Below are 22337 nucleotides of genomic sequence, written 5' to 3'. Positions count from 1 at the left end.
CGTCGCCGGCGTGGTATTTTGCTGCGACGAAACCCTTGCGGAGCAGAACGACTTGCTTCCCCTGCAGGACATCCGCGTCCTCGACTTCAGCACGCTGCTTCCCGGACCACTGGCCAGCCTGATCCTGGCCGAGGCCGGAGCGGAAGTGATCAAGGTCGAGCGTCCCGGCAGCGGCGAGGACATGCGCTCATACCCGCCGCACCTAGACGGCGCGAGCGCAAGCTTCGCCATCCTCAATCGCGGCAAGCGCGCCATTGCGCTGGACCTGCGCGCGCCCGGCTCGGCGGACTCGCTCCTCGCGCTGGCGCCGACGGTGGACGTGGTCCTCGAGCAGTTCCGCCCCGGGGTGATGAACCGCCTGGGCCTGGGCTACGAGGCGTGGCGCGCGGCCAACCCGAAGATCATCTATTGCGCCATCACCGGTTACGGCCAGGACGGTCCGCGGGCCGTTGAAGCGGGGCACGACATGAACTACCAGGCGTGCACCGGGCTCCTTGGCCTCACCGCAGGCAGCGATGGGGCACCCGGCGTTCCGCCGGGGCTCGTGGGCGACATCGGGGGGGGCACCTATCCGGCGGTGGTCAACATCCTGCTCGCGTTGCGCCGCCGCGACCGCACGGGGGAGGGGTGCTTCATCGACATCGCGATGTCGGAGAATCTCTTCACCTTCATGTTCCTGGGACTGGCGATGGGCCATGGCGCGGGCGCCTGGCCGCGCGCGGGCGCGGAGCCGCTCACCGGGGGCGCTGCGCGCTACCGCATCTACCGCACGGCCGACGGTCGCCACCTGGCGGTCGCCGCGCTCGAGGACAAGTTCTGGCTCGCGTTCTGCGACATCGCGGGCGTGCCCGAGGCGCTGCGCGATGACAAGCGCGATCCGCAAGCCACCCTGGCCGCGGTGGCCGAATGCGTGGCCGCGAAGGACGCGGCGCACTGGGAGACGGCGCTCGGCGCCACCGACACGTGTTGCACCGTGGTGCGCACGCTCGAGGAGGCGGTGCGCGACCTGCACTTCCAGGCGCGGGGTGTGTTCGAGCGGCAGGTCGCGGTTCCCGGTCACGTGCTGGCGGCCCTGCCCGTGCCCATCGCGCCATCGCTGCGCACGTCGAAGGCTTGCGTTCCCGCGCCTCGCGTCGGTCAGGACAACGAGGCGATAATCGGACTGCGCACCCCCTGAACCGCCTTTCCTCCCCAACGCCGACCATGCCCGCCACGCCGCTCCTCCTGCATTCCCTGAAGCTCCACGTCCGCTGGGGCGACATGGACTCCCTCGGGCACGTGAACAACGCCGAGTACCTGCGCTACTTCGAACAGTCGCGCATCGAGTGGCTCGAGGGGCTGGGCTACCCGACGACGGGGGTGGGCACCGGGCCCATCCTCGCCAAGGCCTCGGTTTCCTACCTCAAACCCATCGTGTATCCGAGCGAGGTCGAGTTGCGCCTCTTCGCCTCGCGCATCGGAAACACGAGCTTCACCGTGACCTCCGACATCGTGAACGGGCGCGACGCGTCCGAGAGGTTCACCGAGGGCGAGTTCGTGATCGTGTGGTTCGATTACGCAGCAGGGAAGGCGGTGTCCGTGCCCGTTTCGCTGCGCGCCATCCTCGCGGGGGGTGCGTGAACCCGATCGCCGGCGGCTTCATCGCCGTGGGCATCGGCGCCGTCATGGGCGCGTGGCTGCGCTGGGGCTTCGGCACGTGGCTCAATCCGCGATTTCCCGCGCTGCCGCTGGGCACGCTCACGGCGAACCTCGTCGGAGGCTACCTGGTGGGCATCGCCGTCGCCTGGATCAGCAATCGCCCCGAAGTGCCCGGGGAATGGCGGCTGTTCATCGTGACCGGCTTCCTGGGCGGGCTCACGACCTTCTCGACGTTCTCGGCGGAATCCGTGGGCCTGCTGCTGCGCGGCGATTACGGCTGGGCGGCGTTGCACACCGGCGGCCACCTGCTGGGCTCGCTGGCAATGACGGCGCTGGGGATCGCGACGTATCGCGCACTGGTGTAGGAGGTGCCGGGCCAGGAAGTCGAGCCGTTTCGATGTCTCAAAGGACGCGGAAGGGGCAGAAAAAAAAGTGGGATGGGTTTTTTTTGGTTTTAGGCCGGGTTAAATTGCGTCGGGCGTCGCCGTCCGAACCTCCCTCGAAGCGTCCCCGGAGTCGCAGTCCGGTGCAATTCCATCCGGCCTAAAACCAAAAAACAACCCATCCCACTTTTGTTTTCTGCCATATCGGGGCTTCGTTCAGTATCGGGATCGGCCCGACTTCCTGGACCGGCACCGCCCGCTTCAGCGCGCGTTCACCCAGCGATTCAGCACGGAGCGCGCTTCGGCCGCGACTTCGCTGGCAGTGATCCCCGCCGGACCGATGCCGCGCGCTACCAGGCAATCCGCAGCGGCGCCGTGCAGGCAGACCGCGTAACGCAGCGCCTCGCGGGCCGGCAGCCCCTGGCAAAGCAGCGCACCGATCAGACCGGAGAGCACGTCGCCCGTGCCGCCGCTGGCCAGTCCCGCATTGCCGCTGGCATTGACTGCCCAGGTGCCGTCGGGGCTCGCGCAGACGCTGCCGGCGCCCTTGAGCACGATCTCGGCCCTGAACATCGCCGCGAGCGCCAGCGCGGCGGACAGGCGGTCGAACTGGATCCCGTCCGTCGTGGTGCGCAGGAGCCGCGCCGCCTCGGCCGGGTGCGGGGTGAGGATCGTGGGCGCGCGGCGGTTGGAGGCGATGGCGTCGCGCATGGCGTCGTGGAGCGCGATCGCATTGAGCGCGTCGGCATCGATCACCAGCGGCTTGGGCAGCGACAGCAGCGCGGGCAGGGTGACGCGCTCGAATGTCGATTGCGACGTGGCGCTGGGCGAGTGTCCCGCGCCGGGGCCGACGACGAGCACGTCGGCCGCGAGGGTGTCGTCGACCGGGCGCAGCATCAGCTCGGGATGCAGCGGGTCGAATGCGGGCGGTTCGGGGGCGAGGAGCCCCACGTAGACCTTGCCTGCTCCCGCGAGTAGGCCGGCGCGTGCGGCGAGGATCGCGGCACCGGTCATGCCCTTGCCGCCCCCCACGATGCCCAGTGTCCCGTAGGAGCCCTTGTGCGAGTTGCGCCGGCGCGGCGGGAGCCAGCCGCGGACGCTTTCGGGCGTGAGCAGCGTGCCGGGTGACCCGGCGAGCAGCGCCGGGTCCGCGCCGAGATCTTCCACCATGATCTCGCCGCAATGGTCGAGCGCATCGCCCGTGCAAAGGCCGATCTTGCGCGCGAGAAAGGTGATCGTCCGCGCGGCCCGGACGGCGGCGCCGCGCACGGTGCCCGTGTCGCTCGCGATGCCGCTCGGGATGTCGATCGCGAGAACCGGCGCGCCGCAGCCGTTGATGCGCCCCACCAGCGCCGCCATTTCCGTCTCCAGGTCGCGGGCGAGCCCGATCCCGAGCAGGCCGTCGATCACGAGGGCGGGACGCAGGTCGGCGGCCCAGTGGCGAACGGACAGCCCGCCGGCCGCAAGGAAACGGCTGCGCGCCTCGCGGGCCTCGGCCGCCTTGGGCTGCGTGCCCGCGAAGTCGAGCACCGTCACGCGGTGAAACGACTCGCGCAGGTGCGCGGCGGCCACCCACGCGTCCCCGCCGTTATTCCCCGGGCCCGCGACGACGAGGACAGTCGCCCCCGTGTCGGCGGCCAGCGCGCGCGCCGCCTCGGCCGTGGCGCGTCCGGCGCGCTGCATGAGCGTCGGGCCCGCGAGCCCTTTCGCCGCCCGCTCCTCCAGCGTGCGCACCTGCGCGGTGGTGAGGACGGGGAGGGGTTTCACAGGGTGAGGATCCGGGGATCCAGGACGGTGTCGCGCGCCTCGGGCAACGCCTGCGGCCAGTCGCTGCTGAAGTGAAGCCCTCGGCTCTCCCGGCGCTCGAGGGCGGAGCGCACGATCAGTTCCGCGGTCACCACGAGGTTGCGCAGTTCGATCAGGTCGTTGGAGACGCGGAAGTTCGAATAGAACTCCTCGATCTCGCCCTGCAGGAGATTGATGCGGTGCAGCGCCCGCTCGAGCCGCTTGTTGGTGCGCACGATCCCGACGTAGCTCCACATGCTGCGGCGCAGCTCGTCCCAGTTGTGCGCGATCACCACTTCCTCGTCCGCGTCCGTCACCCGGCTCTCGTCCCACGGGGGCAGGGCCGGGATGGCGGCCGGTGTGCCGGCAAGAATATCGGCGGCGGCGGCCTCCGAGAAGACGAGGCACTCCAGGAGGGAATTCGAGGCGAGGCGGTTGGCGCCGTGCAGCCCGGTGCAGGCCACCTCGCCCAGCGCGTAGAGGCCGGCGACCCGCGTGCGGCCGGCCAGGTCCACCTGCAGGCCGCCGCAGGAATAATGGGCCGCCGGCACGACCGGGATCGGATCCTTGCCGATGTCGATGCCGAACTCGAGGCATTTGGCGTGGATGTTGGGGAAGTGCTCCCGCACGAACGCCTCGCCCTTGTGCGAGATGTCGAGATAGACGCAGTCCAGGCCGCGCTTCTTCATCTCGAAGTCGATCGCCCGGGCCACGACGTCGCGCGGGGCGCCAGCTCGCCGCGCTCGTCGTGGCGGGGCATGAAGCGCTCGCCGTTGGGAAGCTTGAGCAGCCCGCCTTCGCCGCGCACCGCCTCCGAGATGAGGAAGCTCTTGGCATGCGGGTGGTAAAGGCAGGTGGGGTGGAACTGGATGAACTCCATGTTCGCCACCGGGCAGCCCGCCCGCCAGCCCATGGCGATGCCGTCGCCTGTCGCGGTGTCGGGGTTGGTCGTGTAGAGGTAAACCTTGCCCGCGCCGCCCGCGGCAAGGACCGTGGAGCGCGCCCCGATCGTCTTTACCTGGCCCGCCTTGAGGTCGAGGACGTAGGCGCCGTGGCAACGGTCGTCGGCGAGCCCGAGTTTGCGGCTGGTGATGAGGTCGATCGCCAGGTGCCACTCCAGGATCTCGATGTTGGGGTGCGCCTTCACCTGCCCGATGAGCGTGCGCTGCACGGCGTTGCCCGTCGCGTCCGCCGCGTGCACGATGCGCCGGTGGCTGTGGCCGCCCTCTCGGTGCAGGTGCAGCTCCTCGGCCCCGCCCGCCTCGCGCGTGAAGGGCACGCCCTGGGCGACCAGCCATTCGATGGCCTTGCGCCCGCCCTCGACGACGAAGCGCACGGTGTCGTCGTGGCAGAGCCCGGCGCCGGCCACGTGCGTGTCGCGGGCGTGGTTTTCCAGGGAGTCGGTGCCGTCGAGCACGGCGGCGATCCCGCCCTGCGCGTAGGCGGAGGCGCCTTCCAGGAGTTCGTGCTTGGTGACGAGGGCCACCTTCCGGGTGGGGGCGAGGCGAAGGGCGGCCGACAGGCCGGCCAGCCCGCTGCCGATGACTAGGACGTCGTAGTGGCTCAAGGAGTAGTCCTGGAGGAGGGGCGGGGACGGGGCCGCGCCGGAACTATTTGCCCGGGGCGGAGTCTGTTGGCCATGGTGGCTGAATCGCGCACAACAAGGTGATGAAAAACCTGACGTTTATAATACCGCAGGAAGCCGGCAAGCCCTTCGTCGCCCCTGCATCGGCAGGGACGGTAGCGGGGGGTGTGGCCGGCAGGACAAGTCACCCCATCCAGGCACGCATGAGCGACAGGGAAATCGACCAGCAACTGGTCGAGCGCGCCCAGAGAGGCGAGAAGCGGGCTTTCGAGCTGCTGGTGATCAAGTACCAGCGCAAGCTCGAGCGGCTGCTTTCGCGCATCATTCGCGATCCCAACGAGATCGAGGACGTCGCCCAGGAAGCCTTCGTGAAGGCCTACCGGGCGCTGCCCAACTTCCGGGGCGACAGCGCCTTCTACACCTGGCTCTACCGGATCGGCATCAACACGGCCAAGAACTACCTCATCGCGCAGGGCCGGCGCGCGCCCACGACCACCGGCTACGACAACGAGGAGGCCGAGGGCTTCGAGGATGCGGCGGGCCTTCGCGACATCAATACCCCCGAGAACCTGCTGATGTCCAAGCAGATCGGGAAGACGGTGAACGACGCGATCGACGCGCTTCCCGAGGAACTGCGGACCGCGATCACGCTGCGCGAGATCGACGGCCTGTCCTACGAGGAGATTGCGAAGGTCATGGATTGCCCGATCGGCACCGTCCGGTCGCGCATATTCCGTGCCCGCGAGGCGGTTGCCGAGAGGCTCCGTCCGCAGCTCGGGACGACGAAGGACCAAAGATGGTAACGACAGGCAGCAGGGCGGCAACCTATACGGGGGCAGGGGTCGCGACAGGCCACACTCCCGATTCTCGCGAGGTCGGATCATGACGCAGGAACTATCTACATTGATGGACGGCGAGCTCGGGGCCCACGAGGCCGAGCGCACCATCGGAATCGTCTGCGGCAACGCAGCCTTGAAGCAGAAATGGCACGCCTATCACCTGGTCGGCGAGGTTCTGCGGGGCGAGGGGTCCTGTGCCGAGAGTTCCACGCAGAGGATCATGGACGCGATTGCGAGCGAGCCGACGGTGCTTGCCCCGCGCAAGCGCGCGCCGGCCAGCGTCGGGCGCATTGCCTTCGCGGCGGCAGCGTCCGTGGTCACGGTGGCGGTGGTGGGCTGGATCGGGCTGCAGGACAGCGGCAACCCCGCAGGACCCACGGTGGCGAAATCGGCCCCGGCCGGCACCGCGAGCGCGCCGCTGGTGGCATCAAACGTGGTGCCGTTCAACAAGGTGAACGAGTACCTGGTGGTCCATCGCCAGCTTCCCAACGCGGAATTCTACCGGCCGGTCTCGAACCAGGCCTCGGCCGGCCGATGAGGCGGCTGGCCGCGGCCCTTTCGACGCTCGCGCTCTGCGCGGGGCTGCCGGTCACCGCCGACCCGGGCATCGACCCCATCGATCCGCTTACCTGGCTGCAGCGCGCCGCGGCTTCGGCCCGGCAGACGAGCTACGCCGGTACGGTGATGCACATGCAGGGCGAGCACACGGCGATCACGCGGATCACGCATGTGTTCACCTCGGGGGTCGAGCACGAGAGAATCGAATCGCTGGACGGGCCGCGCCGCGAGGTTGTGCGCCGGGGAGACGAGCTGCAGTGCTATTTCCCCGATGCGAAGACGATCCGCATCGATCGCCGCGTGACGGCGAGGTTCTTTCCATCGCTCGTGAGCGGCCCGCTGGATGCGATCGCCGCGAACTACAAGCTGGCGCTCGGCAGCGTGGAGCGGGTCCTCGGGCAGAACTGCCAGTGGATCCACCTCGACCCGAAGGACGCCCTGCGTTACGCGCAACACCTGTGCGCCGAGGTCGGCTCGGGCCTGCTGCTGCGGGCGAAGACGCTCGGGGCGAAGCAGCAGGTGCTCGAGCAGGTCGCCTTCACGGACCTGCGCCTGGGCCGGGACGTATCGCGCAGCGAGGTGAGAAGCATTTTCCGTTCGCAGAGCAAGGACTGGCGCCGCGACGTCCAGCCGCCCGACGAGCCGAAGCCGGGCTCCACCGGCTGGATCGTCGCCTCGCCGCCGGCCGGCTTCCGGCTTGTGAACGAGATGCAGAGAAAGCTCCCCAACCGCGCGCAGCCCGTCACGCAGCTCGTGCTGAGCGACGGCCTGGCGACCATGAGCGTGTTCGTCGAGCCCATGTCGAACCCGCCGAGCACCGCGGAGGCCACCAACGAGGATGGCGCTCTCTCGGTCTTCGTGCGGCCCGCAGGCGAGTACCTCGTCACTGTCCTGGGCGAAGTCCCGCCCGCGGCTGCGCAGCAGGCGGGGCGCAGCGTGGGCAAGCTGGCGGACGCGGCAAGCGGCAGCGGCAAGTGATCCGAAGAAATACCCTTTCCGAAAGAAGACCCTCAATGCAGACCATGAAAAAATTCCTCCTGGGCTTCGCCCTCGCGCTCGGCTTCGCTTTCCCGGCGCACGCGCAGCCCGCGGGATTGCCCAACTTCGCCGATCTCGTCGAGAAGCACGGTCCCGCCGTCGTGAACATCCGGACGGAGGCACGCGCGCAGCGCACCCAGATCCCGGGACTCTCGGAAGACGATCCGATGTACGAGTTCTTCCGCCGTTTCATGCCGCCCGACCAGCGCGGCGCGCCGCGCGGGCGCGACGACAAGTCGGACAAGGGTGACAAGAACGGCAAGTCGCCCCGCGGCCCGCTGCGCCCGTTCGGTCTGGGCTCCGGATTCGTGATCTCGGCCGACGGCTTCATCGTCACCAACGCGCACGTGATCGAGAACGCCGAGGAGATCAACGTGCGCTTCACCGACAAGCGCGAGATGAAGGCGAAGGTGATCGGCGCCGACAAGCGCTCCGACGTGGCGCTCGTCAAGGTGGAGGCGGCGAACCTCCCGCTCCTCAAGCTGGGCGACTCGAGCTCCATGCGCGTGGGCGAATGGGTCGTCGCCATCGGCTCGCCCTTCGGCTTCACCAATTCGGTGACCGCCGGCATCCTCTCGGCCAAGAGCCGCGACCTGCCCGCCGACTCGACCGCGAGCGACGCGGTGCCGTTCCTGCAGACCGATGTCGCGGTGAACCCCGGCAACTCGGGCGGGCCGCTCTTCAACCTGAAGGGCGAGGTGATCGGCATCAATTCGCAGATCTTCTCGCGCACCGGCAGCTATGCCGGCATCTCCTTCGCGATTCCCATCGACTATGCGACGAACGTGATCGACCAGTTGAAGAAGTCGGGCAAGGTCACGCGCGGCCGCATCGGCGTTTCCATCGCGAACGTGACGAAGGACCTTGCCGATTCCCTGGGCCTGCCGAAGACCGACGGCGCCGCCGTGGGCACGGTCGAGGACGATTCCCCGGCCGCCAAGGCGGGCGTGGAAGTGGGCGACGTGATCCTCAGGATCGACGGCCGCACCGTCGAGAGTTCCGCGGACCTGTCGCGCACCGTCCGCGCGGTTCGTCCCGGGCAGAAGGTGACGCTTTCCGTATGGCGCACCGGCAAGATGCGCGATTTCACCGTCATCGTGGGCGAGTTCAAGGACGAAGAGGCTGCCTCGTCCGCGAAGGGCAAGAAGGAAGCCGCCAAGCCGGGCAAGCTCGGCCTGGCGGTCGCGGAGGTGAGCGCCGAGCAGAGAAAGGCGCTCAAGATCCAGGGGGGCGTGTCCGTGGAGGCCGTTGACGGCGTTGCGCTGTCCGCGGGCATCCAGCCGGGCGATGTGGTCCTTCGCGTGAACAACGTCGATATCAAGAACCTGAAGGGCTACAACGAGGCGATCGCGAAGCTCGACTCGAAGCGGCCGGTTGCGCTCCTCATCCGTGACGAGAACGGCACCCGGTTCGTCACGCTCAGGGCCGAGGATTGAACCCGACACTCACCGTCCTTTCCCGCGGGTATTGCCACTTGTGCCACCAGATGATCGCGGAACTCGAGAAGTTCCGCGGTCGCTACGACTTCCGGGTGGAGGTGATCGACGTGGACAGCGTCCCCGCGCTCGAGGAGAAATGGGGCGACAAGGTCCCGGTTCTCCTCGACGGGGAGCGCGAGATCTGCCACTACTTCCTGGACATCGAGGCGCTCGAAGCACGCCTGGCCCGGATGAAGTAAAATAGAAAAAGGGGACAGACCCCTTTTCCGGTCTCTTTCGGAAAAGGGGTCTGTCCCCTTTTTCCGACCGGCCACGAGCATGCAGCGCATCCGCAATTTTTCCATCATCGCCCACATCGACCACGGCAAGTCGACGCTCGCCGATCGCATCATCGAGCGCACCGGCGGCCTGTCCACGCGTGAAATGGACGTGCAGGTCCTTGATTCCATGGACCTGGAGCGCGAACGCGGCATCACCATCAAGGCCCAGACAGCGGCCCTGTCCTACAAGGCGCGCGACGGCCAGGAATACCGGCTGAACCTCATCGACACCCCGGGCCATGTGGATTTCTCCTATGAGGTGAGCCGCTCGCTTTCCGCCTGCGAGGGGGCGCTCCTCGTGGTGGACGCCTCGCAGGGCGTGGAGGCGCAGACCGTCGCCAACTGCTACACCGCAACGGAACTCGGCATGGATGTGATCCCCGTCCTCAACAAGATCGACCTGCCCTCGGCCCAGCCCGAGCGCGTGATCCAGGAGATCGAGGACGTGATCGGCATCGACGCCACCGACGCCATCCGCTGCAGCGCGAAGACCGGCGAGGGCGTGGACGACGTGATCGAGGCGGTCATCGCGCGCATTCCGCCGCCGGTGGGCAACCTCGAGGGCCCGCTCAAGGCGCTGATCATCGACTCGTGGTTCGACAACTACGTGGGTGTCGTCATGCTCGTTCGCGTGGTGGACGGAATCCTGAAGCCCAAGGACAAGATCCTCCTCATGGCCACGGGCGCGCTGCACCTGTGCGAGCAGGTGGGCGTCTTCACGCCCAAGTCGCTGGCGCGCGAAAGCCTTTCCGCCGGCGAGGTGGGATTCGTGATCGCCGGCATCAAGGACCTGAAGGACGCCAAGGTCGGCGACACGGTGACGCTGGCCGATCGCCGCGCGGACGCGGCTCTTCCCGGCTTCAAGGAGATCAAGCCGCAGGTGTTCGCCGGCCTCTATCCGATCGAGTCGAACCAGTACGAGGCGCTGCGCGACGCGCTCACGAAGCTGCAGCTGAACGACTCGAGCCTTCGCTTCGAGCCGGAGACCAGCCAGGCGCTGGGGTTCGGCTTTCGCTGCGGCTTCCTGGGCCTGCTGCACATGGACATCGTCCAGGAGCGTCTGGAGCGCGAGTACAACATGGAACTCATCACCACGGCGCCGACCGTGGTGTACCAGGTGGCGCTCCGGGACGGCACGGTGATCGAGATCGAGAACCCGTCGAAGCTTCCCGACGCCTCGAGGATCGAGGAGATCCGCGAGCCCATCATCCGCGCCACCATCCTCATGCCGCAGGAATACGTGGGGCCGGTCATCACGCTCTGCACCCAGAAGCGGGGCGTGCAGGTCAACATGCTCTACGTGGGCAGGCAGGTGATCCTCACCTACGACATGCCGCTGAACGAAGTGGTGATGGACTTCTTCGACAAGCTCAAGAGCGTCTCGCGCGGCTACGCCTCGCTCGATTACGAGTTCAAGGAATTCCGCGGCGGCGACCTGGTGAAGCTCGACATCCAGATCAACGGCGAGAAGGTGGACGCCCTCTCGCTCATCGTCCACCGCGAGAACTCCGTATACCGGGGACGCGAGCTCGCCTCGCGCATGCGCAAGCTCATCCCGCGCCAGATGTTCGACGTGGCGGTGCAGGCGGCGATCGGCGCCAACATCATCGCGCGCGAGAACATCTCGGCGCTGAGGAAGAACGTGCTCGCCAAGTGCTACGGCGGCGACATCACCCGCAAGAAGAAGCTGCTCGAGAAGCAGAAGGCCGGCAAGAAGCGCATGAAGCAGGTCGGCTCGGTCGAGATTCCGCAGGAGGCCTTCCTCGCCATCCTGCAGGTGGAGGGCAAGTAGATGCAGGGCGGACTGAACTGGGAACTCATCGCGATGGTGGCCGGCGGTGCCTCGGCGCTGCTCATCGGCTGGGATGCGGCCGTGCGCAAGGGCCCGCGACCGGACGTGCTCAAGGGAATCCTCGAGATCGCCTGGCCCGTGCTCTTCATCGCCCTCATGGGCATGCTGCTCAAGTTCACGGATTTCGCCGCGGTGCTGCTCCTGGCGATGGTTGCCACCGGCCTCATCTGGCTCTTCGACCGCCAGGTGCTCGCGCCGAACCGCCCGGAGGGCACCTCCGAGCCCATCGTGGTGGACATGGCGCGCGCCTTCTTCCCGGTGATCGTGGTGGTGTTCCTCATCCGCTCGTTCTGGGTCGAGCCCTTCAAGATCCCGTCGGGCTCGATGAAGCCCACGCTGCTGGTGGGCGACTTCATCCTCGTGAACAAGTACACGTACGGAATCCGCATCCCCGTCCTCAATCGCAAGGTGGTGGACGTGGGCGACGTGAAGCGCGGCGACGTGGTCGTCTTCCGCTATCCGGCCGATCCTTCCGTGGACTACATCAAGCGCGTGGTGGGCCTGCCGGGGGACAAGGTGGCCTACAAGGGCAAGCTCCTCGCGATCAACGGCCAGCCTGTCCCCGTGCAGGCATCGGGGTACTACACGGATGCGGAACTCAATTTCCTGCGCCTGCCGAGCTTCACCGAAAAGCTGGGTGAGAAGTCCCATTCGATACTGGTGGTGCCCCCCGAGCCGGTGGTGAATCTCTCGCAAGTGAAGCAGTTTCCGTACCGCGAGAATTGCGAATACAATGACGACGGTTTCACCTGCACGGTGCCGCCCGGCCAGTATTTCATGATGGGCGACAACCGGGACCAGAGCGCCGACAGCCGGTACTGGGGTTTCGTCCAGGATGACCACATCAAGGGCCGTGCGTTCCTCGTCTGGATGAATTTCGGGGACCTCAAGCGAATCGGCAACGAGATCGAATAGGCATTTGCGCCCGCGAGGGCGAGACCGGCAAACGGAGAAGAACGATGACGAGATCGCAGCGCGGCTTTTCGCTCACCCAGGCCCTCATGGCCATGATCGTGATCGCCTTCGTGGCCCTCTTCGGTGCGAAGCTCATGCCGGCCTATATCGAATACTATGCGGTCAAGAAGATGCTCGCGACGATGGAAGCGGCCGGCGACACGAAGTCCAGCGTGAAGGAGATCCGCAACTCCTGGGCGCGCCGCAACGTGATCGAGGGCATCAAGTCGGTGAATCCCGACGACCTCGAGATCACCAAGGAAGGCGGCGAGGCCGTCATCACCGCCACCTGGTCGACCAAGGTCCCCGTCATCGCGAACTTCAGTGCTTGCCTGGATTTCTCGGTGACCACGGCCAAGTAAGCGCCGTCGTGGCCCGACGCGCGGCCGAGCGCGACCTTTCCGGGCTCCAGCATCGGCTCGGGCACACCTTTCGCGATCCGGCGCTCCTTCGCCGGGCCGTTACCCATCGCAGCCATGCCGCGGAGCACAACGAGCGCCTCGAGTTCGTCGGCGACAGCCTGCTCAATTGCGTGGTCGCGATCCTGCTGTTCGAACGCCTGCCCGGCCTGCCCGAGGGAGAGCTGTCGCGCCTTCGCGCCGGTCTTGTAAACCAGGTCTCCCTTTACGAGGTTGCGCAATCGCTCGAACTGGGCGACGACCTGCTGCTCGGTGAGGGTGAACTCAAGAGCGGCGGCTTCCGCCGGCCCTCCATCCTGGCCGACGGCTTCGAGGCGCTCCTGGGCGCCGTGTACCTCGATGCCGGCTTCGACGCCGTTCGCGGTGTCGTCGAGAAGCACTTTGCGGGCCGGATCGAGTGCGCGCGCGAGGCGCCGCCCGCCAAGGACCCCAAGACCGCGCTGCAGGAGACCCTGCAGGGCCGGCGCCTTCCGTTGCCCCGGTACGCGGTCCTCAACGTGGGGGGGGAGGCGCACACGCAGGTCTTTCGCGTCGAATGCCGCGTGGACGAGCTGGGCGTGACCGGCGTGGGCGAGGGCACCAGCCGCCGGGCGGCGGAGCAGCAGGCGGCCGAATCGGTGCTGTCCCGACTGGCGGAAAAGAACATGACGGGAAGGGCGTGACGACGCCCGGCTTTCGCGCCGGCACCGTGGCGATCGTCGGCCGGCCCAACGTGGGCAAGTCCACGCTCCTGAACCAGCTGGTCGGCGCGCATGTCTCGATCACCTCGCGCAAGGCGCAGACGACGCGCCACCGCATCATGGGCATCCGCACCGACAAGCAGGCGCAGCTCGTGTTCGTGGACACGCCCGGATTCCAGACGCGCTTCTCGAACGCCCTCAACCGCGCGATGAACCGCTCCGTCACCACGACGCTGGCCGGTGTGGATGCGATCGTCTTCGTGGTGGAGGCCCGGGAGTGGGACGAGCGCGACGACCCCGTTCTCGAGCTCCTGCCCGAAGGCGTCCCCGTGATCCTCGCCCTCAACAAGGTGGACCGGGTGAAGGACAAGGCAAAGCTCGCCTCGCTGCTTGCCGCCTGCGCCGCGAGGCGCGATTTCGCGGCGCTCGTGCCGGTGAGCGCCGAGAAGGGCACGCAGGTCAAGGCCCTGGCAGGCGAGGTGGCGAAGCTCCTTCCCGAGGCCGAGCCCGTCTATGGTCCCGAGGACATCACCGACCGCAGCGAGCGTTTCCTCGCCGCCGAGCTCGTGCGCGAGCGCCTCTTCCGCCTGCTGGGGGACGAGCTGCCCTACACGACCGCGGTCGTGATCGAGAACTTCGAGATGGACGGCACGATGCGGCGCATCCAGGCCACGATCTACGTGGACCGCCCGGGCCACAAGGCGATCGTCATCGGCGAGAAGGGGGCCACGCTCAAGCGCATCGGCACGGAGGCCCGAGTGGCGATGGAGGCGCTCTTCGAGGGCAAGGTCTTCCTCGAGCTGTGGGTGAAGGTGAAGGCAGGCTGGGCCGACAGCGAATCGATGGTCCGCCAATGGGGCTACGAGTGAGCGGGCCGGGCAGCAGTCCCGATCGCGGCTACGTGCTGCATTCGTATCCGTACCGCGAGACGAGCCTCATCCTGCAGGCGTGGACGGAGAAGCACGGCCGCTTCGCCGTGGTGGCGAAAGGCGCGCGCCGGCCCAGGAGCGCCGCCCGCGGGGTGCTGGTTCCGTTCCAGCCGCTTGCCCTGACCTGGTTCGGGCGCGGCGAGGTGAAGACGCTCAAGGCTGCGGAACCCGACGGGGGTGCGCTGCCGCTGGCCGGCGCGAGCCTGCTCTCCGCGTTCTACCTGAATGAACTCCTGCTCAAGCTCATCCACCGCGACGATCCGCACGAACAGCTCTGGGCCGCCTACGACGAGGCGATCACCGCGCTTCGCGACCGGTCTCGCCGCGCCACCGGCGTGCCGGGCCTCCTGGCCGCGGAGCCCGGCGTGGGCGTTCCACGCGCCATCGAGCCGGTGCTGCGGCGCTTCGAGCTCGCGATGCTGCGGGAGCTTGGCTACGCGGTGGAGCTCGGGCGCGACGCGGCTGGGGGAGCGCCCATCGATCCGGAGCGCGACTACTGGTACGTGATGGAGCGCGGGCCCGTCCCGGCGGAAGGGACTGCCGAGCGGGCCGATGCAGTAAGATTGTCCGGCCTCACCCTCGCGCACCTCGACGGCGGCCGTTTCGACGATCCGCGCACGGCGGCGCAGGCCAAGAGCCTCATGCGAATGCTCATCCACCATTGCCTGAACGGGCAGGAACTCTCCACGCGGGCCATCGTGCGGGACCTGCAGCGAATCGAGGACGTCGCATGATCGAACTCGGCGTCAATATCGACCACATCGCCACTATCCGGCAAGCGCGGCGCACCTACGAACCCGACCCTGTCTGGGGCGCGGTGGAGGCGCACCTGGGCGGTGCGGATGGCATCACCGTGCACCTGCGCGAGGACCGCCGCCACATCCAGGACGAGGACGTGCGGCGCCTGCGCGAGCTCACCCACATCAAGCTGAACCTGGAGATGGCGGCAACCGACGAGATGGTGGGCATTGCCCTGCGCGTGAAGCCGGAGATGGCGATGCTCGTTCCCGAGGGCCGGCAGGAAGTCACGACGGAAGGCGGACTGGATATTGCGGGGCAGGAGGCGCGCATCCGCGAGGTGATCTCCCGGCTGGCCGGCGCAGGCATCGTGACGAGCGTCTTTATCGACGCGGACGCAACGCAGGTGGAGGCTGCGGCGCGCGCCGGTGCGCGCGTGTGCGAGATCCACAGCGGCCCCTACGCCCATGCCTTTCATTCCCGGGGGCGCGATCCGGAAAGCGCTCCGGTCGTGGCGGAGCTGGCGAGGATCCGTTCGGCCGGCGAGGCGATCCACGCGCTGGGAATGCGCTTCAACGCCGGGCATGCGCTCAACTACTTCAACGTCGAGCCCGTCGCGGCCCTGCCGGGCGTGCGCGAGTTGCACATCGGCCATGCCATCGTGAGCCGGGCCGTCTTCGTCGGCATGCGCGAGGCCGTTCGCGAGATGAAGGCGTTGATGGTCACCGCGGCCGGGCATGCGCTCCTCAAGGGACGTGCGCCATGATCCTGGGCGTGGGCACCGACGTGGTCTCGATCGTCCGGGTCGCGCAGGCCCTGGAACGCTGGGGCGAGCGGTTCGTGAACCGCATCCTCACGCCGGAGGAGCGGGTGCGCTATGTGCATACGCGCCAGAAGGCGAGCCACCTGGCCAAGCGCTTCGCCGCCAAGGAGGCCTTCTCGAAGGCGATAGGCACCGGCATCCGCGAGCCGTTCCGCTGGCATTCGATCGCAGTCGGGCGCGACGGGCGGGGCAAGCCCGGCCTCGTGCCGAGCGTCGACATGGCCCGCCACCTCGCGCAAATCGGGGTCACGGCCTCGCACCTCTCGCTTGCCGACGACGCCGGCGTGGCCATGGCATTCGTCGTCCTCGAACGCTAGAAAGGCAGACATGCGACTCGGACCGGTGATGGTCGATGTTTCGGGGCTGGAGCTCACGGCCGACGACATCGAGCGCCTGCAGCATCCGCAGGTGGGCGGCGTGATCCTCTTCGCGAGGAATTTCGCGGCGCCACTGCAGCTCATCCAGCTTGCGCACTCGATACGCGAGATCCGCAAACCCGCACTCCTCATCGCCGTGGACCACGAGGGCGGGCGCGTGCAGCGCTTCCGCCACGGTTTCACCGCGATACCGGCGATGCGTGAGCTCGGCCGCCTGTTCGACCGAGATCCGGCGCAGGCGCTGGCCGCGGCGCGGGGCTGCGGTTTCGTGATCGCGAGCGAGCTGCAGGCGCACGGCATCGACTTCTCCTTCGCCCCCGTCCTCGACGTGGACTATGGCGAATCGAGCGTGATCGGCGACCGCGCCCTGCATGGCGATCCGAATGTCATCGCCACGCTCGCCGAGGCGCTGCAGGCGGGCCTCAATGCGGCGGGCATGGCGTCCGTCGGCAAGCACTTCCCCGGCCACGGCTTCGTGCGCGCCGATTCCCACCTCGAGGTGCCGGTGGACGATCGCACGATGGCGCAGATCGTCGCGATGGACCTCGTGCCCTTCCAGCGCCTCGCCCGCGCGGGGATGGGAGGCGTCATGCCCGCGCACGTGATCTATCCCAGGGTGGATTCGAAGCCGGCCGGGTTCTCCTCCGTGTGGCTGCAGAAAGTGCTGCGCGACAAGCTTCACTTCGACGGGCTCGTCTTTTCGGACGACCTGTCCATGGAGGGGGCGAGCACCGCCGGCGGCATGATCGGGCGCGCCAACGCCGCCCTCAACGCAGGATGCGACGTGGTCGTAGTCTGCAACGACCCGCGCGCGCAGGACACGATGCTGGAGGGCCTCGAGCGCCGCGCCGTCGCGCCCACGCTCGCGCGCCGCCTCGAGACGATGCGCGGCCGCGCCATTTCCACCGCCGCCCTGAAGGCGAGCGCGGCCTACCTCGCCGCCACGGAAAACCTGGCGCGCGTCCGCGCAACGTGAAAAAAGGGGACAGACCCCTTTTCGCCCCTTGACGGCCGAAAAGGGGTCTGTCCCCTTTATTCCGAAGGAGTTCCTTGCCGGGTTGCCCAACCTGCCGGGGGTGTACCGGTTCCTGAACGCGGCCGGCGAGGTGATCTACGTCGGCAAGGCGCGGGAGCTGAGGAAGCGCGTCTCCTCGTACTTCCAGAAGAGTCATCCGAGCCCGCGCACCGCCCTCATGGTGGGGCAGATCGCCTCGGCGGAGACCACGGTCACTCGCACCGAGGCCGAGGCGCTCCTCCTCGAGAACAACCTCATCAAGGCGCTGAGCCCGCGCTACAACGTCCTCTTCCGCGACGACAAGAGCTACGGCTACATCCTGGTAACGGGGCACAAGTATCCGCAGATCCGCTTCTACCGCGGCGCGCAGGAGAAGCTCAACCGCTACTTCGGACCGTTCCCGAATGCCTGGGCGGTACGCGAGACCATCGGCCACCTGCAGAAGATCTTTCGCCTGCGCACGTGCGACGACAGCGTGTTCAGCCACCGCTCGCGCCCTTGCCTGCTGGCCCAGATCGGCCGCTGCTCGGCGCCGTGCGTCGACAGGATCACGGAGGAGGACTACCACCGCGACGTCGATCACGCCGCCAAGTTCCTCGAGGGCCGCGAGGACGACGTGATCGAGGAGCTGAACCTCAAGATGGAGGCGGCCTCGTCCGCGCAGCGCTACGAGCTGGCCGCCCGCTACCGCGACGAAGTGCGCATGCTGCAGCAAATCCTGTCCGGGCAGGTGGTCGAATCGGCCGGCGCGCGCGATGCCGACGTCGTGGCGGCCTTGGAAAGGCAGGGCGTGTGGTGCGTGACCCTCGCCATGATCCGCGGCGGCCGGCACCTGGGCGACCGCAGCTTCTTCCCGCAGAACGCCGGCGGCAGCGATGCGGCTACGGTGGTCGAGGCCTTCCTTGCCCAGCATTACGCCGTGCAACCGGTGCCCCCACGCGTGATCGCCGATGCCATCGAGGATGCGCCGGCCCTGGCCGCGCTGCTCGAGGCCATCGGCAACCGGGCGGTGACCGTCCTCACGCGCCCGCAAGGCGAGGCGCGGCTGTGGCTCGAGATGGCGCGCAAGAACGCCGAGCTTGCCGTCGCCAGCCGCCTTGCCGCTCACGCGACCCAGGAGGCGAGGGGGGCGGCCCTGGGCGAGTTCCTCGGCGCGCAGTCCCCGCTGGCGAGGATCGAGTGCTTCGACGTGAGCCACACCATGGGCGAGGCGACCGTCGCTTCCTGCGTGGTCTATGACAAGGGCGGGATGCAGCCTTCCGAATACCGCCGCTTCAACGTGAAGGACGTGGCGGCCGGCGATGACTACGGCGCCATGCGCTATGCCCTGGACGCCCGCTACCGCAAGCTCGCCGAGGGCGAGGGCAGGACGCCCGACCTCATCCTCATCGACGGCGGCACCGGGCAGCTCAACATCGCGATGGGCGTCATGCAGGAGCTGGGCCTGGCCAACATCGCCATGATCGGGGTGGCCAAGGGGGAAGAGCGCAAGCCCGGGCTGGAGCAGCTTTTCGTGGCGGGCGAGGAGGGCGCGCGCAGGCTTCCGCCCGACCACCCGGCCCTGCACCTCATCCAGCAGGTACGGGACGAGGCGCACCGCTTCGCCATCACCGGCCACCGCGCACGGCGCGGCAAGGCACGCACCGCCTCCCGCCTGGAGGACATCGGATCTGTCGGGCCGAAGCGACGCCAGAAGCTTCTCGCGCATTTCGGCGGGCTCCAGGGCGTGATGGCCGCGAGCGTCGAGGATCTTGCGCGGGTGCAAGGGATCAGCCGTACACTGGCGGAACGCATCTACAACGAACTGCATTGAGCCGAAGGCCTTGAAGATCGCGCCACTGAACCTGCCGCTCCTTCTCACGTGGCTGCGCATCGTCGCCATACCGCTGTTCGTGGCGGTCCTCTATTTTCCCGAGGACTGGCTCTCCGAGCGGCAGGCCAACGTGATCTCCATGTGGATCTTCATCCTGGCGGCGATCACCGACTGGGCGGACGGCTACCTCGCGCGCCGGTGGAACCAGACCACGTCCTTCGGCGCCTTCCTCGACCCGGTGGCCGACAAGCTCATGGTAACGGCGGCCCTCATCGTGCTGACCGAGAAGGGCTTCGTGGACCCGTTCGCCTCGCTCATCATCATCGGCCGGGAAATCACGATCTCGGCGCTGCGGGAGTGGATGGCGCAGCTCGGCCAGTCGAAGAACGTCGCGGTGAACATCCTGGGCAAGATCAAGACCGTGACGCAACTGGTGTCGATTCCGTTCCTGCTCTTCAACGGCGTGCTCTTCGGCCTGTTCCACACCAACCCCGTGGGGCGTGTCCTCATCTGGATTTCCGCGCTCATCACGCTCTGGTCGATGGGGGTGTACCTCAAGGCGGCCATGAAGCCGCACGGCCCCGAGGGCGGAGGCGGGACGCAGGGTTGAACGGAAGGGGTGGAAACCGATATAATGCTCGGCTTCCATGCGGCAGTAGCTCAGTTGGTAGAGCGCAACCTTGCCAAGGTTGAGGTCGAGAGTTCGAGACTCTTCTGCCGCTCCAATATTCTCGTAAGTGCCTGACAGCACTCCGAAACTGCGCCACCACGGCGACACGGTGAACCCCGAAAAGGGTTCTGGTCGATCGGCAGTCAGGAGACAGCAAAATGGCGCTTTTCAAGGAAGTCGTGGAGGCCTACATCGCCTCCCGTGAGCTCGACGCGGCGAGCCTTTCCCGGCTCGCGTTCTGGACCGACGCCCTCGGCAATCGCGAGCTCGCAACCCTCACCCCGGACGATATCGACACCGCCCTTGTGCGGCTCGCCGAGCGTGGCCGGCTCATCGGCGGCAAGCGCGACACCGCCGCCGCCGGCAAGCCCCTCGCGGGCTCCACGGTGAACCGCTACCTCACTCAGGCCGGCAGCATCTTCAAGCACGCCCGGCGCCTGAAACTCGTGCCCCGGGCATTCGCATCACCTACTCGCGGGATCGAGCGAGCCCCCGAGCGGGCCGACCCGGAGCGTTACCTGCGCCCCGAGGAGGTCGAGCGCCTGGTGGCGCTCTCGCGCGTGCTCGACAAGCACTGGGGCAAGATGACCGCCCTCATCGTGGTGGCCTATCACACGGGCCTTCGCGTGGGCTCGATCCTGGCGGTGCGCGGCAAGGACCTCGACCTCGTGGCCGGCACTCTCACCGTGCCTCGCACGAAGAACGGCGACCCCATCACCGCAGGGCTCTCCAGCGCGGCCGTGGCCGAGTTGAAGCGCCTACCGAAGGTCGCCGCCGACGAACTCGTGTTCGCCAATAAGAGCGGCAAGCCCTTCACATATCGACCTCTTTGGACGCGGATCTGCGCCGAAGCGCAGCTCGCCAGGCGAGTGTTCCACGAACTGCGCCATGGGCACGGCTACGCGCTTGCCAAGGCGGGCACAAGCCAACAGCTCATCATGCAGAGCATGGGACACCGCACCCTCACGGCTTCTGCCCGCTACGCGCACGCGAGCGTCGCGGACAAGAAGGCTGGAATTCCCCCGTTTCCCCGGACACATCTGATGATGCCAAACTGGCAATTGGAGGTGTTCGATGGCAACGAAGCAAAGACGGAAGTTTACGGCCGAGTTCAAGCGCGAGGGAGTGAAACTCACACAGCAACCTGGACGATCGGTGTCGGCGGTTGCGCGTGAGCTTGGCGTGGAGCGTTCGGTCCTGAAGGGGTGGGTGGACAACTTCGCGGCAGGTCGATACGAGAAGGACCGGGCATTGCCGTTGAAGGCTGCGCAGCAGCTGGAGAACGAGCAGCTTAGGCGAGAGTTGGCGAAAGTTCGAATGGAGCGCGACATTCTAAAAAAAGCGCTGGGCTACTTCGCGAAGGAACCAACGTGAGGTATGTGTTTGTAGCCCGCTATCGGCCGGTGTGGCCGACCCGGATGATGTGCCGCTTGCTCGAGGTGTCGTCGAGCGGGTTCTACGAGTGGCTTGGACGCTCGCCGAGCGTGCGCTCGATCGCCAACGCGGGCTTGCTGGTGCTGATCCGGGAAAGCTTCGCCTTGAGTCACCAGACCTACGGCTCGCCGCGGGTCTGGAAGGACATGGTCGTCGCAGGCCAATCCTGCAGCGAGAATCGAGTGGCGCGACTGATGCGAGGGGCTGGCATGAGCGCGCAGCCCAAGCCGCGGCGCATGCCTACCGACATTGGATTGCGTCCGGAACACAGCATCGCACCGAACGTGTTGGAGCGAGACTTCGCCGCTGCTGCTCCGAACCGGAAGTGGGCAGCCGATTTCACCTACATCTGGACGGGCGAGGGCTGGTTGTTCCTTGCCGTTGTGGTGGATCTGTTCAGCCGGCGCGTGGTCGGCTGGTCTATGCAACCCACCATGACCGCGCAACTGGTGCTGGACGCGTTGATAATGGCGCTGTGGCGACGCGGCAAGCCTTCGGAGCTTTTGCACCATTCCGACCAGGGCAGCCAATACACCAGCGAGGACTTCCAGCGCCTGCTGTCGGCCGAGGGCATCACCTGCAGCATGAGCAAGCGCGGCGACTGTTGGGACAACTCCGCGGTCGAGAGCTTCTTCGCCTCGCTCAAAAAGGAACGTGTCTATCGCAGGACGTACGCCACGCGCGAAGTCGCGCGCGCCGACATCTTCGACTACATCGAAGTGTTCTACAATTCCCGGCGCCGACATTCGACGCTTGGGCAGGTCAGCCCGATGGAGTTCGAACGTACTCATGCGGGCTTAGCGTAGTGTCCGGAGAAGCGGGGGAATTCCATACATTGCTATGCAGCTACCGTTCTACTTTAAGGATGAAGGGTCTCGCCGCAAGAACAACCGGCAACTTAGGCGGGCTTACTATCGTGGACATTCATTACGCGTCGAGTACGTCTTTGATGCGTGGTTTTGTACAAGCACATCAGCTCGTGCGGACGGTATGTCTGGAAGAAAGGTCCAAACAATGATAGGTCATGTTCGCAGCGTGACTGAGGCGG

Annotated in this window: 22 protein-coding genes, 1 tRNA gene and 1 pseudogene; 22 read left to right on the top strand and 2 right to left on the bottom strand. The window is 67.2% G+C overall.

The window, feature by feature from the left end:
- The first annotated feature begins 52 nt into the window (after positions 1-52).
- From IPP91_03035 to crcB, 3 genes are read left to right on the top strand one after another with little or no spacing between them, the layout of a single operon-like run.
- Positions 53-1177, top strand: a complete 1125-nt coding sequence (locus IPP91_03035) for a CoA transferase (GenBank protein ID MBL0141047.1) — start codon at positions 53-55, stop codon at positions 1175-1177.
- Positions 1178-1203: 26 nt separating this feature from the next.
- Positions 1204-1620 carry an acyl-CoA thioesterase gene (locus IPP91_03030; protein MBL0141046.1) on the top strand — a complete coding sequence of 139 codons (417 nt, stop codon included), beginning with the start codon at positions 1204-1206 and terminating at the stop codon, positions 1618-1620.
- Entirely contained in the window at positions 1617-2003 is a 387-nt protein-coding gene (gene crcB, locus IPP91_03025; protein ID MBL0141045.1) for a fluoride efflux transporter CrcB, read from the top strand. Before IPP91_03030 ends, crcB begins: the two co-directional genes overlap by 4 nt.
- 279 nt (positions 2004-2282) lie before the next feature.
- On the opposite strand, the gene IPP91_03020 is transcribed toward crcB, so the two are convergent.
- Positions 2283-3788 (bottom strand): NAD(P)H-hydrate dehydratase, encoded by a 1506-nt coding sequence (locus IPP91_03020; GenBank protein MBL0141044.1) that lies wholly within the window; start codon positions 3786-3788, stop codon positions 2283-2285.
- Positions 3785-5373: pseudogene (gene nadB / locus IPP91_03015) on the bottom strand (L-aspartate oxidase). Before nadB ends, IPP91_03020 begins: the two are co-directional and overlap by 4 nt.
- Positions 5374-5594: 221 nt before the next feature.
- Between nadB and rpoE the strand changes: the two are divergent.
- The 19 genes from rpoE (at position 5595) to IPP91_02920 (ending at position 22095) form a co-directional block, all read left to right on the top strand.
- Positions 5595-6194 (top strand): RNA polymerase sigma factor RpoE, encoded by a 600-nt coding sequence (gene rpoE, locus IPP91_03010; GenBank protein ID MBL0141043.1) that lies wholly within the window; start codon positions 5595-5597, stop codon positions 6192-6194.
- Positions 6195-6297: 103 nt separating this feature from the next.
- The gene (locus IPP91_03005; GenBank protein ID MBL0141042.1) at positions 6298-6768 is read left to right on the top strand and encodes a sigma-E factor negative regulatory protein; all 471 of its coding nucleotides are present in this window, start codon (positions 6298-6300) and stop codon (positions 6766-6768) included.
- Positions 6765-7766 (top strand): MucB/RseB C-terminal domain-containing protein, encoded by a 1002-nt coding sequence (locus IPP91_03000; GenBank protein MBL0141041.1) that lies wholly within the window; start codon positions 6765-6767, stop codon positions 7764-7766. The genes IPP91_03005 and IPP91_03000 overlap by 4 nt, the downstream gene beginning before the upstream one ends.
- A gap of 44 nt (positions 7767-7810) precedes the next feature.
- A complete protein-coding gene (locus IPP91_02995; protein MBL0141040.1) occupies positions 7811-9262 on the top strand; it encodes a DegQ family serine endoprotease in 1452 nt (483 codons plus the stop codon).
- 50 nt (positions 9263-9312) lie between these two features.
- Positions 9313-9504, top strand: coding sequence for a glutaredoxin family protein (locus tag IPP91_02990; protein MBL0141039.1), 192 nt, complete (start codon positions 9313-9315; stop codon positions 9502-9504).
- 79 nt (positions 9505-9583) lie between these two features.
- The gene (lepA, locus tag IPP91_02985) at positions 9584-11377 is read left to right on the top strand and encodes an elongation factor 4 (GenBank protein MBL0141038.1); all 1794 of its coding nucleotides are present in this window, start codon (positions 9584-9586) and stop codon (positions 11375-11377) included.
- 162 nt (positions 11378-11539) lie between these two features.
- Positions 11540-12352 (top strand): signal peptidase I, encoded by an 813-nt coding sequence (gene lepB / locus IPP91_02980; protein MBL0141037.1) that lies wholly within the window; start codon positions 11540-11542, stop codon positions 12350-12352.
- A 44-nt stretch (positions 12353-12396) separates the two neighbouring features.
- The gene (locus tag IPP91_02975; GenBank protein MBL0141036.1) at positions 12397-12753 is read left to right on the top strand and encodes a DUF4845 domain-containing protein; all 357 of its coding nucleotides are present in this window, start codon (positions 12397-12399) and stop codon (positions 12751-12753) included.
- An 8-nt stretch (positions 12754-12761) separates the two neighbouring features.
- Positions 12762-13472: a ribonuclease III gene (rnc, locus tag IPP91_02970; GenBank protein MBL0141035.1), complete on the top strand. Its 711-nt coding sequence runs from the start codon at positions 12762-12764 to the stop codon at positions 13470-13472.
- On the top strand, positions 13469-14359 hold the full coding sequence (era, locus tag IPP91_02965; protein MBL0141034.1) for a GTPase Era: 891 nt from the start codon (positions 13469-13471) through the stop codon (positions 14357-14359). Before rnc ends, era begins: the two co-directional genes overlap by 4 nt.
- On the top strand, positions 14344-15153 hold the full coding sequence (gene recO, locus IPP91_02960) for a DNA repair protein RecO (GenBank protein MBL0141033.1): 810 nt from the start codon (positions 14344-14346) through the stop codon (positions 15151-15153). The genes era and recO overlap by 16 nt, the downstream gene beginning before the upstream one ends.
- Positions 15150-15923, top strand: a complete 774-nt coding sequence (locus IPP91_02955) for a pyridoxine 5'-phosphate synthase (GenBank protein ID MBL0141032.1) — start codon at positions 15150-15152, stop codon at positions 15921-15923. The genes recO and IPP91_02955 overlap by 4 nt, the downstream gene beginning before the upstream one ends.
- A complete protein-coding gene (locus tag IPP91_02950; GenBank protein ID MBL0141031.1) occupies positions 15920-16297 on the top strand; it encodes a holo-ACP synthase in 378 nt (125 codons plus the stop codon). Before IPP91_02955 ends, IPP91_02950 begins: the two co-directional genes overlap by 4 nt.
- Positions 16298-16307: 10 nt before the next feature.
- Positions 16308-17333 (top strand): beta-N-acetylhexosaminidase, encoded by a 1026-nt coding sequence (gene nagZ / locus IPP91_02945; protein MBL0141030.1) that lies wholly within the window; start codon positions 16308-16310, stop codon positions 17331-17333.
- Between the two features lie 58 nt (positions 17334-17391).
- Positions 17392-19185, top strand: a complete 1794-nt coding sequence (gene uvrC, locus IPP91_02940; protein ID MBL0141029.1) for an excinuclease ABC subunit UvrC — start codon at positions 17392-17394, stop codon at positions 19183-19185.
- A 10-nt stretch (positions 19186-19195) separates the two neighbouring features.
- Entirely contained in the window at positions 19196-19795 is a 600-nt protein-coding gene (gene pgsA, locus IPP91_02935; protein MBL0141028.1) for a CDP-diacylglycerol--glycerol-3-phosphate 3-phosphatidyltransferase, read from the top strand.
- A gap of 39 nt (positions 19796-19834) precedes the next feature.
- Positions 19835-19910, top strand: a tRNA-Gly gene (locus tag IPP91_02930).
- 103 nt (positions 19911-20013) lie between these two features.
- Positions 20014-21030: a tyrosine-type recombinase/integrase gene (locus IPP91_02925; GenBank protein ID MBL0141027.1), complete on the top strand. Its 1017-nt coding sequence runs from the start codon at positions 20014-20016 to the stop codon at positions 21028-21030.
- A protein-coding gene (locus IPP91_02920; GenBank protein ID MBL0141026.1) for an IS3 family transposase occupies positions 20930-22095 on the top strand; the annotation gives its coding sequence in 2 pieces (ribosomal slippage) (positions 20930-21200 and positions 21200-22095; 1167 coding nt in all). The genes IPP91_02925 and IPP91_02920 overlap by 101 nt, the downstream gene beginning before the upstream one ends.
- Positions 22096-22337: the final 242 nt, after the last annotated feature.

The sequence above is a fragment of the Betaproteobacteria bacterium genome, from assembly GCA_016720855.1.
Classification (GTDB): Bacteria; Pseudomonadota; Gammaproteobacteria; order Burkholderiales; family Usitatibacteraceae; genus FEB-7.
The sequence above is the reverse complement of the archived record's forward strand: the minus strand, read 5'-3'. Positions and strand labels throughout refer to the sequence as shown.